The 11354-nt window shown below is 65.5% G+C and carries 14 protein-coding genes and 4 tRNA genes; 6 read left to right on the plus strand and 12 right to left on the minus strand.

Annotated features, from left to right (window positions below; all coding sequences use genetic code 11):
- The first annotated feature begins 2 nt into the window (after positions 1-2).
- Complete coding sequence (locus ACH438_RS03780) at positions 3-896, plus strand: hypothetical protein (RefSeq protein ID WP_397000888.1); 894 nt, start codon at positions 3-5, stop codon at positions 894-896.
- Between the two features lie 19 nt (positions 897-915).
- Here the strand turns inward: ACH438_RS03780 and ACH438_RS03785 are convergent, their stop codons facing one another.
- Entirely contained in the window at positions 916-1419 is a 504-nt protein-coding gene (locus tag ACH438_RS03785) for a hypothetical protein (protein ID WP_397000890.1), read from the minus strand.
- Positions 1420-1573: 154 nt separating this feature from the next.
- Positions 1574-2128: a DUF6817 domain-containing protein gene (locus ACH438_RS03790; RefSeq protein ID WP_397000892.1), complete on the minus strand. Its 555-nt coding sequence runs from the start codon at positions 2126-2128 to the stop codon at positions 1574-1576.
- A 203-nt stretch (positions 2129-2331) separates the two neighbouring features.
- On the opposite strand from ACH438_RS03790, the gene ACH438_RS03795 reads away from it, so the two are divergent.
- Positions 2332-3243, plus strand: a complete 912-nt coding sequence (locus ACH438_RS03795) for a LysR family transcriptional regulator (RefSeq protein WP_397000894.1) — start codon at positions 2332-2334, stop codon at positions 3241-3243.
- Here ACH438_RS03795 and ACH438_RS03800 read toward each other — a convergent pair.
- Complete coding sequence (locus ACH438_RS03800; RefSeq protein WP_397000896.1) at positions 3233-4657, minus strand: amidase; 1425 nt, start codon at positions 4655-4657, stop codon at positions 3233-3235. The two genes, ACH438_RS03795 and ACH438_RS03800, sit on opposite strands and share 11 nt — an antisense overlap.
- 124 nt (positions 4658-4781) lie before the next feature.
- Between ACH438_RS03800 and ACH438_RS03805 the strand changes: the two genes are divergently transcribed.
- The gene (locus ACH438_RS03805) at positions 4782-5333 is read left to right on the plus strand and encodes a hypothetical protein (RefSeq protein ID WP_397000898.1); all 552 of its coding nucleotides are present in this window, start codon (positions 4782-4784) and stop codon (positions 5331-5333) included.
- Positions 5299-5805, plus strand: a complete 507-nt coding sequence (locus ACH438_RS03810; RefSeq protein ID WP_397000900.1) for a response regulator transcription factor — start codon at positions 5299-5301, stop codon at positions 5803-5805. The genes ACH438_RS03805 and ACH438_RS03810 overlap by 35 nt, the downstream gene beginning before the upstream one ends.
- On the opposite strand, the gene ACH438_RS03815 is transcribed toward ACH438_RS03810, so the two are convergent.
- The 7 genes from ACH438_RS03815 to ACH438_RS03845 form a co-directional block, all read right to left on the minus strand.
- A complete protein-coding gene (locus ACH438_RS03815) occupies positions 5802-6305 on the minus strand; it encodes a carboxymuconolactone decarboxylase family protein (RefSeq protein WP_397000902.1) in 504 nt (167 codons plus the stop codon). The two genes, ACH438_RS03810 and ACH438_RS03815, sit on opposite strands and share 4 nt — an antisense overlap.
- A gap of 26 nt (positions 6306-6331) precedes the next feature.
- Positions 6332-6865 (minus strand): VOC family protein, encoded by a 534-nt coding sequence (locus ACH438_RS03820; RefSeq protein ID WP_397000904.1) that lies wholly within the window; start codon positions 6863-6865, stop codon positions 6332-6334.
- Between the two features lie 21 nt (positions 6866-6886).
- A complete protein-coding gene (locus tag ACH438_RS03825; RefSeq protein ID WP_397000906.1) occupies positions 6887-7531 on the minus strand; it encodes a TetR/AcrR family transcriptional regulator in 645 nt (214 codons plus the stop codon).
- Positions 7532-7556: 25 nt separating this feature from the next.
- Complete coding sequence (locus ACH438_RS03830) at positions 7557-8345, minus strand: MBL fold metallo-hydrolase (RefSeq protein WP_397000908.1); 789 nt, start codon at positions 8343-8345, stop codon at positions 7557-7559.
- A 155-nt stretch (positions 8346-8500) separates the two neighbouring features.
- Positions 8501-8575 (minus strand) — tRNA-Val (locus tag ACH438_RS03835).
- Between the two features lie 22 nt (positions 8576-8597).
- Positions 8598-8668: transfer RNA gene (locus ACH438_RS03840), tRNA-Cys, on the minus strand.
- Positions 8669-8691: 23 nt separating this feature from the next.
- A tRNA-Gly gene (locus tag ACH438_RS03845) sits at positions 8692-8764 on the minus strand.
- A 391-nt stretch (positions 8765-9155) separates the two neighbouring features.
- Here ACH438_RS03845 and ACH438_RS03850 point away from each other — a divergent pair.
- Positions 9156-9227 (plus strand) — tRNA-Val (locus ACH438_RS03850).
- 263 nt (positions 9228-9490) lie between these two features.
- Here the strand turns inward: ACH438_RS03850 and ACH438_RS03855 are convergent.
- Entirely contained in the window at positions 9491-9793 is a 303-nt protein-coding gene (locus tag ACH438_RS03855; protein ID WP_397000910.1) for a type II toxin-antitoxin system PemK/MazF family toxin, read from the minus strand.
- Complete coding sequence (locus tag ACH438_RS03860) at positions 9790-10029, minus strand: YlcI/YnfO family protein (protein WP_397000912.1); 240 nt, start codon at positions 10027-10029, stop codon at positions 9790-9792. Before ACH438_RS03860 ends, ACH438_RS03855 begins: the two co-directional genes overlap by 4 nt.
- A 56-nt stretch (positions 10030-10085) precedes the next feature.
- Here ACH438_RS03860 and ACH438_RS03865 point away from each other — a divergent pair, with 56 nt between their 5' ends.
- A complete protein-coding gene (locus tag ACH438_RS03865) occupies positions 10086-11189 on the plus strand; it encodes a DGQHR domain-containing protein (RefSeq protein ID WP_397002270.1) in 1104 nt (367 codons plus the stop codon).
- The last annotated feature ends 165 nt before the right edge of the window (positions 11190-11354 follow it).

Here is an 11354-nt window from a genome sequence, read left to right on the forward strand (position 1 = left end):
CAATGGGATTGCGTGCGGGCGGAAGTTTGCGGGCGGGGGCGGCGATCGCGGCGGCGGTGATATTGAGTGCCGGCGCTTGCGAGGCCTCGCACGGGCATACGGGGACGAAGCCGGTATCGGCGACCTCCTCGGCTGCGGCGGCCCCGAAAAGCATGCCGAAATGGCTGGTCTCGTCCGCCGCCTTGAAACTGCTGGCGGGGGCGGGCATGTCATCGGCCGAACTCACCGCGGATTTCGATACACCGTCGACCTACCTGGTCGCCGGCACACAAGGTGCGGACGACTATGCCGATGCTGTTCGCACACAGACCTTTACGAGCGTCGATGCGCTGCAGTCCGCCGTAGAGCGCGGCCTGGACCCCGCGACTCAGGCCGTGCTCTACGACAACGAGGCATGGCCGCTCACACCCACCGCCGAGCAACAGGACCCGGCGGCCGCCGAAACCCGCGCGGCCGCCCTCGCCCATGCTCATCACCTGCTGCTCATAGCCACTCCGGCCACCGATCTGACCCGCATCCTGGCTCCCGGCGAGAACAGCTACGACGCGTACCTGCGCCTCGGAATCTCCTCTGCCGCAGCGAAAGCCGCCGACGTCATCGACATTCAAGCCCAGGGGAGTGAAGCGGACACCGCCCGGTACGCCGATTTCGTGCAGCAGGCGGCCGCCGCGGCCCGTGCCGCGAATCCGAAAGTGGTGGTGCTGGCCGGAATCAGCACCAATCCCAGCGGTCAATCCGTCACGGCCGATCAGGTCGGCGCCGCAATCGACGCCACCCGATCGTTCGTGGACGGTTACTGGCTCAATGTCCCGCAGGCGGGAAATGCCTGCCCACGCTGCGGCACCGCCCAACCACAGGTAGCGGTGGCGCTGCTACGCACCATGAATTCGCATTGATGACAGCGATTCCGCAGCGTTACCCAGCCGGGAGCGGCGGTACGGGATTGTCGTCATCCGGATCGAGACGCTGATTTTCGCGAATCTGGCAAGCCCAGGCGGGCATGGCCAGCGAGCATTTCTGCATCACATCCGGCTCGGTGGCATTGATGACGTTACCGCTGGCGAGCGCGGCGCCGATTCCGCCACCTGCGACCGCGCCCATCAGACAGCCGAAGGGAATCGACAGCACCTCGGCCGGCGGTATCGGCAAACCCATCAGCCCGCCGACCAGGCACCCGGGCACCGCGCCGATCGCCGCACCCGCGAGGCCCGCGCCGATGGATGCGCTCTGTGCCTGTGCGGTCTGCGCCGCGACCGCGTTGTTGTAATCATCGTTCGCATCCACCGGCTTCAGCGGCGGCGTAATCGTCACCGGCGCCGGACCCGGTCCGGGCACCGCCGCACTGGCCACTCCCGCCGATACTCCGACCAGCGTTGCGACGGACAACAACAGTATTCCGCCGCGAGTCGCAATCGACATGGCGACCTCCCAATGTAGAGCTCGAAAAACGTTTCCGCGCAAGCAAACCCCGATCGGCTGTGAGTTTCGTCAGACCGCTCTGGCAACCGACTGCCAACGCTGTGGTGAAACTGTGAGCGGCTACGGGATCGAATCGCGTTTCACCGCAGCGCAGTCAGGAATCCTTCGGTGCGAGCTGGTTGCTGCACGCTAGCCAGGCCTGCGGCGAGAGATGCCTTCTGGTGCGCTCGAACAGTCGATACAACGCCGGCCCGTGTTCGGCGGCGAGTTCGGCATTGTGAGCCATGACGTCGAGTTCGTTCGCGGCGGTGATTTCCATGAAGGCATGCAGCGCGCTGTCCGCGGGCTCGTAGTCACGGCCGGTGAATCGGTCTGTGAAGACGACAGGCGTCGAATCGAGTCGTGGATAGACCGCGGATCGGTCACAGCTGCAGTAGAAGTAGACCAGCGATTCGGCGGGCTCACCGATGAGTTCGACCACGGTGTCGCGCGCGGAGAGTTCGAGTAACGGCTGGTTGAAGCCATCGGTGCCGTACATGGCATGACAGAGCCCGGCGTATCGAATGTCCTCCCCGGCATCCCATGCGGCGAGCAAATCGGCGACTCTGTTCAGATGCGCGAACAATGTGCCGCCGGGATGCGCAATCCGATCCGCGCCTCTGCTGCGCAGGAATTCTTCGACGTTCGTCCGTTCGACAGGCATGGTCATCGCCTTCCTCCGGGAGTGCGGGTCGGCACCCGTCCCGGCTTCCGCGCGAGGTCCGGACCAGGCGAAAGACCGGGCCGGGTTGCCGCCCAATGGGCCCATATCGATCATTGCCCCCGGCCGGTGCGCGGTCAATTCTCGGAATAACTTGGCAATCCCCAAGATTCGGCTTGGATGCGGCGCGAACTACGGTGATATTCGTGCGCATGACCTTCGACGACCTGCGAGTATTCCTGGCGGTCTGCCAGGCCGGAAACCTCAGCGCCGTCGCCCGCGACCTGTCCTGCACCCAGCCCGCCGTGAGCCAGCACGTGAAACGCCTCGAACAGGCCACCGGCGTCCGCCTGCTCGAACGCCGGCCGGACGGGGTGACACCCACACCGGAAGGCCTGCTGCTGTACGCGGCGGCCAGCGACGGAATCTCCGGACTCGACCTCGCCCTACGCAGGCTCGGCGAATTCGCGCGCGGCGAGGCCGGTTCCGTCCGCCTGCACACCGGAGCGACCACCATCCGGCATTTCATGGCCGACGCGATCATCGAATTCCGCGGGCAATTTCCCCGCGCATCACTCGATTTCCGGACGACCGTGTCCAGCCGCCAGAGCTTCGACGCTGTGCTGGAAGGCAGCGTCGATCTGGCCTGGGTGACGATCAACGGCACAGTGCCGGGTGTCGAGCTACGACCTGTCGTGGAGTTGCCGTGGGTCCTGGCGGTCCGCGACGACGACCCGCTGGCGCACAGGTCCGCGATCGGCCCCGAAGATCTCACCGGGATCAGGCATATCCGCCTGCCCGAGCACGCCGCCTCCCGGCGACATCTCGATACCGCGCTCACCCGCCTCGGCATCCACCTGACATCGGAAACCGGTGTCACGGACTGGAATACGGCGGTGCTGCTCGCCGAACTCGGCATCGGGCACGCGGTGGTGCCCGCGCTCCGGTACAACTCGGCAGCGACCGGCGGCAGGCTCCGGTACCTGGCCCTGCCGTTCGTATCGCCGCTGCCGGTCGGCTGGGCGGTCCGGCGGTGGGACGCGCTCACCCCGCTGGCGCGCGCCTTCGCGGATCTCGTCGAGCAGCAGTGCCGGACCTCGCCACCGGACGCGGCTATTCGATGACGGGCCGGTGCTGTGCCCAGGGGCGGGCACGTTCGAATGCCGCTGCGGCGGAGAGGACTTCGAAGTCGGCGCGCAGGCGGCCGGCGATCTGCAGTCCGACCGGCAGACCGGCGGAGGTGAAGCCCACGGGCACGCTGATGACCGGAGTGGTCGTCAGGTTGAACGGGTAGGTCAGCAGCCAGCCCAGGATCTGCTCGGTCAGGGGAGCGCCGGCGAGCGGGGCGGGACAGAAGTCGTCGACGGGGAAGGTCTGCATGGTGGTGACCGGTGTGACGAAGAAATCGAATGACTGCATGAATCGGGAGAATTGGTCGAAGATGAGGCCTCGGGCCGCGTCGGCGCGCTGCACCTGCCGCACCGACAGACTCGCGCCCTCGTGCATGACCGCCAGCAGTTGTTCGTCGACCTGCCCGGTCTGCGCATCCCAGTCCGCGGCATCGAGCATGGCCGCATAGGTGGGCGCCCACACCGACTCCCACATGACGCGGCCGGGATGCTCCCAGCCCGGATGAGCTTGCTCCACAACGCAACCCAGGTCCTCGAAGGCCGTCAGCGCCTGCTCGCACAGCCGCACGATCTCGGGATCGACGTCGGCGAAGCCGAGATCGGGGGACCAGGCGATGCGGGTGCGATCGATATCGGTGTCGAGGGCGGTGAGGTAGTCGACGCCATCCGTCGGCAGCGACAGCGGATCGCCCGGATCGAAACCCGCGACCGCGTTCATCATCAGCGCCGCATCGCCGACCGTGCGGGTGATCGGGCCGTGGAAGATGAACGAGTGGAACCGGCCCGGCAGCCGGGTCTGCGGAATACGGCCCAGCGAGGGCTTGAAGCCCACGACCCCGTTGACCGCGGCGGGGATCCGCACCGAACCGCCGCCGTCGGTACCCTGCGCCAACTGACCCAGGCCCGCCGCCACCGCCGCGCCCGCACCGCTGCTGGACCCGCCGGCGGTGTACCCGTGCTTCCAGGCATTGTGCGTGGCCCCGTACAGGTGGTTCTTGGACAGCGCGCAGTAACCGGCCTCCGCCGCATTGGTTTTGCCGAGGAACAGGCCGCCCGCGGACTTCAAGCGGGCCGCGACGGGTTCGTCACGATCGGCGATGCGATCGCGGTGCGCGACGATGCCCGAGGTAGCCGGGGTGCCTTCCGCCGCGCAGCCTTCCTTGAGGCTGTAGGGAATACCGTGCAAGGGCCCGGCGGGTGCGCCACCGGCGAGCTGTTCGGTGAGGATCTTCGCATCGCGGATCACCTGGTCGGGCTGGTGGAAGACGAGCGCGTTCAGCGCCGGATTCACCTCTTCGATGCGCCGCAGGACGGCCTCGGCGACCTCGAGCGGGGTGATCTCGCGGGCCGCGATGTGGCGCGACAGTTCGACGGCGGGCATCCAGCACAGTTCTTCGTTGTCGGACACGGGATTTCCTTTCTCCGGAAGGGGCGTATTCACCCTCCGTCCCGCGTCCCGGCCGCGGCCATACGTAATGTGACGTACCGACTGGTCAGCGGGCCGGTGATACCGTCGGAGCGAGGTGAGGCGCATGCAACCGACAACGCAGACCCGGCGTGGCCGCGCCGCGGATCCGTGCGCGGTGCTGGCCGATATCGCCGCGCGAACCGCCGAGCCGCGGCCCATCGCCGAGCGTGCGCGATCGGTGCTCGCGGCACTGCGCGACCTCGTTCCCTACGAATGCGCCGCACTCTCGGCCTGGGATCCGATCTCCGGCGTGTATCGGCCGGTGGTCAATGCCGGCTACTCGCCGCCGATATTCGCGGCAATCCACAGTGAGCTGCGGCGTGACGAGCACGCCCGGCTCGGCCTGCTCGACCAGCCACTGACCGTGCGCTTCCGGGATCTGCCCGGCGGCGGGCGGGATCTGACCAGCTATCGAGTGGTGGCGCCGGCCGGATTCCGGGAGGGGCTCGGGTCGGCGCTGTTCACCCGGGACGGACGGCATGCGGGAAGCCTGAGCCTGAGCACCACGAACGCACGCTATCCCTCGGCGCGGCAACGAGATCTGGTCGCCTTGCTGGCCCCGACGCTGGCCGGAATCACCGATGCCGTTGGCGCGGTGTGCGCTCGGCACGGATGACATCTGGGCCGTCACGAGCGCGGGCGTCACACGACTCGGTGGCGCACCCGCGCACGACCGGGCGCCCGGACTGCACGCGAGGCTGGTCGCACTGGTCCGCGCCGGAGCCCGATCGGGAGCCTTCCTCTGGCGGGAGACGCCCGATGTCGACTGGGAGCGGGTCATCCTGGCCGAACCGCCCGCCGGCGCCGAATTATCCTGCCCGGCAGTCGCATACACGACCCGGCCGCCGCACACGTATCAGCTCACGAATCGAGAGCTCGAGGTCCTCACCCTCATCGCCCGCGGTTACGACAATCGCTCGATAGCGCGGCGACTCGAGATGTCGGTGCGCACGGTCACCACCCACGTCGAACGGATTCTCGCCAAACTGGGCGCCGGCTCGCGCACGGAACTGGCGGTGCGAGCGATCAGGGAAGGACTGCTCGTGTGCCTCGGCGAGGAACCGCCTCTGCTGGATCCGAGCGGTTAGAAAGGCTCTCCGGCGGTGGTGACCTCGAAGGTATTGAGGAAATTGCAGACCAGCTGATAGAAGCCGACGGTCAGGACGAGATCGGCCAGCTGGGTGACCGTGAGGAATTCCAGCGCCTTCTTGCGGTCGGCGTCGTCGAGAGTGTGGGCGATCAGCAGCCGGTCGGTGAGGGCGAGGATTGCCGCCTCCTCGGCCGCGAGGCCGGCACCGGCTCCGGTGGCTGCCGCCGCGATCGCGGTATCGCCGAGACCGACTGCGCGAGCGAATCTTTCATGATGATGGATCTCATACGGTGCGGCATAGATGTGGCCGACGCGCAGGATCGCCAACTCCCGCAGTGTCATCGGCAGCGAGTTGGCCTGCAGCATGGCGTCTGCCATCGATAGGAAGCTCGGCGCGAGGCCGGGGGAGTGCGCCACCATCCGATAGACATTGGCGCTGTGGGTGGACAGCGTCTCCTGCAGTGCGCTCGGCAGGGCCTGGATATCTGGGAAATCCACGGTGAAATCCTTTGTGAGAGAGAGCGTCAGAGCTTGTCGATCTCGCCGCGGAGGGGTTCGCTGCCATTCCACTCGGCGGCGACCTGCCGGATGTAGTCGAAGAACTGCCCCTTGGGCCCGCTGGTATCGGAGATCTCGATGATGTGCCCGAAGGTCTGCTCGGTGTCGAGGTAGGCGAAGCGGCCCTGCTCGCCGCCGATCGAGCCCTCGTGCCCGACTGTGTATCCCAATTCCAGCGCCTTGTCGTAGAGGCCCTGGAAATCCTTGGTCCAGTACGCGATGTGCTGCAGGCCCTCCCGCCCGGAGTCGAGGAACTCCTTGTACAGCGACGGCGCATCATTGCGCGGCTGGATCAGCTCGATCTGCAGATCACCCGAATTCGCGAGCGCCACACTCATTTTCATCGGCGACGGGGCGCCCCGATAGACGAAGTTGTCGGTCTGCACGTCATGGACGTAGAACCAGGGCCCGACGCCCTGGTCGAGCCAGCGCTGCATCTCGGTCCGGATATCGCGGACGACATAACCGAGCTGGGTGATATTGCCGAAGATCCGGCTCATGGGTACTGCCCTTCGTACTTCTCAGTGGGATCGGAAATCCGTTGCGGGGCACAGTCGTGCGAAGAGCATCTGCTCGAGTTCGCGACGGCCGGCCTCCAGGTCGAGTTCGGGGTCGAGCATCGATTGCAGCGTGATGCCGCGCAGCGCGCCGATCGCCGTCATGGCCAGGGCCTGCGCATCGACCTCGGCGGAGAATTCACCGGTCGCCTGCCCGTCCGCGATGCGTTGGGTGAACTCCGCCCGGAACTCGCGGTCGGCGGCCAGCACGGTGGCGCGGCGCTCGGAGGGCGTCGCCACGGCATCGGCCCACAGCACCAGCCGCGCCCGATTGATCGGCGGCAGATCCGCGATGACCGTGAAATAGAGATCGAGGAACCCACGCAGCGCCTCGACCGCCGACTCGGACGCGGTCTTGCCGAGGATCTCGGTGCGGAACTGCTCGGACACGGTGCCGACGAGCCGCTCCATCATCGCGCCCTTCGACCCGAAGTGATGCGTGACCAGCCCCCGGCTGTACCCGGCGCGTTCACCGATGACGGCCAGGGTCACCTGTGAGGGGCCGAGTTCGGCCACCGCCTCGGCCGCCGCTTCCAGTAGCCGCCGTTCCGCTTCGCCGCGGCGCTCCTCCTGTGAGCGGCGTTCGGAAGTGCTGCTGCGGTTCATCATTCGTCTCCGTTCCGGGCGGTATGGCTCATTCGGTGGCTACGGCGTGCTCGAACAGGTCGGGGTCGTGCGCGCAGATCAGCAAGAGATCCGGCTCATTGCGCCGGTAGAGCTCGTTCAGGCGAGCATGATTCGCCCGCACCTGCCGCAAATCCCATGCGACAGCGGCCTCCATCCCGGCGAGTACGGCCGGCACCGGCGAATACCCGTCGATGCTGCCCGGATGGAAGTAGGCATCACCGCAATGCAGCACCCACCGATGACCGGCGTCGACGGCCACGGCCGCATGCCCGCGCGTATGCCCCGGCAACGAGATCAGCACGATCCCCGGCGCGATCTCCGTCAACTCCTTGGCCGCCGCGAACCCCCGCCACCGCTCGCCCGCCGGCTCGTGCCGGACGATCGCCGGCCCGTGCGCCCACTGCGCCGACCGGAATCGAATCCGTTCCCGCAGACCGGGTTCGGTCACCGCGCCCCGATATTCGGCCGCGGTCGTGTGCACGGTGGCCTCCGGAAAGTCCGCGAGCCCGCCGATGTGATCGGCATCGAAATGCGTGACGACGATATGCCGCACGTCCGACCGCCGATACCCGAGCCCTTCGACCTGCCGCGCCGCGGTCTCCGCGACCTCGAACACCGGCCGCACGAACCGCCGCATCGCTCCGATCCGCCGCGCCGGCCGCGCAATATCGTCCAGCCCGTACCCACTGTCGACGAGCACCAGCCCCGCATCGGTCTCGATCAGCAGCACGTGACACACCAGCTCGACCCCCGTCGGCAGATGCATAGTGCCGCAGTTCAAATGACGAACCTTCACGAGGCGATCCCTCCGACGCCGGCCGACCCGGCACACACTTACTAGTCAACCAGCAAGTTAATGTCCCGGACCCGTGCCGTCAATGCTTCTCGGGTCGGATCCGGTTCGGAAATGCAGAAAGGCCCGGCGTAAGCCGGGCCTGATCTGGTCAATCGTGGTGCGCGATACTGGGATTGAACCAGTGACCTCTTCCGTGTCAGGGAAGCGCTCTCCCGCTGAGCTAATCGCGCGGGTCTATTTGTTGCCTCAAAGAGGCGGCGACGGGAATCGAACCCGTGTGCACGGCTTTGCAGGCCGTTGCCTCACCACTCGGCCACACCGCCAAGCAGGCCGTGTTGGCCCCTCGAGCGGATGACGGGATTCGAACCCGCGACCCTCACCTTGGCAAGGTGATGCGCTACCAGCTGCGCTACATCCGCATTTCGTCCCCCGGCGCCTCTCGGCTGTCCGGCTGACGAGAGAGAACACTAGTCGACGATCCGCACAGGTAACAAATCGCCTGGTAGGCACCCCAAAATGTGAACCACAGCCATGTAGTTCCTCGGCCGTCGCAAACGCGGTGCCGGTATCCGCCAACGATGTGGTCCGCCCACCGGAAGGCGGGCCCATCCGCCCGCTCATCCCACCCGCCCCGGGCGACACCCTCGTAACCACCCGGCAACGCCCCGATGAAACCTCACCCGCCACAGCCCCTCGTAAACCCCCTCTTTTACCCCGCTGTCCACGCGATTTGGTGTCACACCGATGATGCTTGTAATGTTCTCTCTCGTTCGGAGCGGCAAGAAAATCCGCCCCACCGAACACCCGCACGGTCTCATAGCTCAGCGGGAGAGCACTCGCCTCACACGCGAGGGGTCGCTGGTTCGATCCCAGCTGGGACCACAAAACAGCGAAGCCGCAGGCCAGAGGGCCTGCGGCTTCGCTGCATATAAGTATCAACCCGAACCGCTTCGACCCTTCACCTGCGCATCGCCGAACTGTGGGTGTGAACTCGGGTCGAGTTCTGGGCCGAAGCGACGGTGGTGTCGGCGATTTCGTAGCCGAGCGTGGGAATTTGGTCTGGGGCGATGGGCGGTGGGAACGGGAAGCGGGTAGCTGGGATCCGCGGCGTCGCGGCGTTCGTCAGCCCAGTAGGGTTCGGTTGTCTACTTCAATTCGAACGCGGCATGAATGGCGTCGGTCAAGCTCTGCTCTTGTCCGGGGTGCAGATAGCCGACACGGTGACCGAGCGCCTCGGCGGAGATGGTGGTGACCTTGTCCAGCAATGCCACGCAGTCGTGATCGAGACCGTTGCTCGCGTCGAGCCGGACCTCGGTGGGTATGTCGCGGATGGTGCTGGTGATCGGGGCGACGGTGACTGTGTTCAGTACTGGCCGGGCGATCTCACGAGTGAGTACCAGTACCGGCCGGGGTTTTGTGCCCAATTCGGCAATGTGGATCGGCCTCACTCATCACCCCACGCGGACTTGCTTGCGGCGTCCAGGAATTCGTCCAAGTCCTCGTCTTCGCCGTCGGGGATGGCGGTGTACCCGGCGACGATGGCTTCCCCGACGGCGCGTTCGCGGTAGTGCTCGAGTGCCGCGGCGACCAGGGCGGCCCGGCTGGCGCAATGTTGGGCTGCCACTTCGGCGTCCACGAAATCGACTAGCTCATCAGGCAGGCGGATGGTGATCTGTTTGCTCATACCGATGAGCATACCAAGAATGGTATGGAAACGGGGCTGATGATCTCGACGTACACATACACTCCGATGTCTATGACCAGGATCAGGGGTGCGGATACCAACGCGCCCCAATCACGGCACGCATCAAGGGCATTGCCGAGTACTACCGCGGAAGTGACGATGGGAATGCGCCGGGGCGTATGCCGAATCCCCTACTCCTTAATATCCGAGATGTCGACTACGCAAGCGGGGAGGTGCTGGTCACCCCGTCTCGAGACGGAGCTGGATTCAAGAAGGCGCTCGCCGAGGGAGGGGACTGGATCGGTACCGGTGTGGTCGAATTCGGCCGAGAGGTTGTCCTGTGGATCTACGACGGCCAGCACCGCATGGAGGGCGTACGACGATTGCTCAAATCGGACTACTCGACGTTCGCGTATTTTCCGATCCCTGTATCGATCACGATCAACTTGGCAGATCGCGACGAGCGTTTCGAGTTCTACCAGATCAATACCAACGCCAAGTCGGTGCGGACAGACATTGCGCTGCGTTTGCTTCAGGATATGGCAAAGGAAGACCCCGTGACTCAGATGAAGCTGTTGGAGAAAGGCAAGGATTGGGTCGTGCGCGGCCAGGAGATCGCCGAAATTTTGGGGGTCACGGACGGTCCATGGGAGGGCCGTTTCACGGCTGTCAATCAACGCCGCAGCAAGAACGATCCGGCAGTCATTCAGGCGGCTCAGTTCGCTCGCTCTCTGAAGCCGGTTTTGGAGATGGGGATGTTCAAGGACACCGACGTCGATACGCTGGCGACGGTACTCAACGCCTACTGGACCGCTGTGTCACGGGTGTTGCCAGCGGCCTTCAACTCGCCCCAGGGCTACGTTCTCCAGCGCGGCACCGGGGTAGCGGTAATGCACCACGTCTTGCCGCAGGTCATTGAGGTTGTCCGCAGTAGCCATCAGCGTCTCGGCGACCCAGATTCATACGTCGAGGTTCTCAAGGACATCGACCAATTGCAGGGCCAGGTGGTCAAGGATGGTCAGACCGACATCGTGGAGGGCAGCGAGTTCTGGAAGGTTGGCAGCGCTGTCTCAGCGTTTAGCGGGGATGCCGGACGCCGTCGGTTGACTCATGTGATCGAAACCCTGCTGCCTTCGCCGAACGCCACGTTGACAATCTGATTCACTTATAGTGCGGTGCTGTCTCGCGCGTACCAACCGGCTTAATTCGAAGGATCGGACCCTCCGCAGTCGGGTGGTTCGGGTTGATTAGCGTTAGGACCACACTGAAAGAAGCCGCAGGTCATCGACCTGCGGCTTCTTCTGTTATGTGTCAGCAAGCTGGAT

This window comes from Nocardia sp. NPDC020380 (genome assembly GCF_044386975.1).
Classification (GTDB): domain Bacteria; phylum Actinomycetota; class Actinomycetes; order Mycobacteriales; family Mycobacteriaceae; genus Nocardia.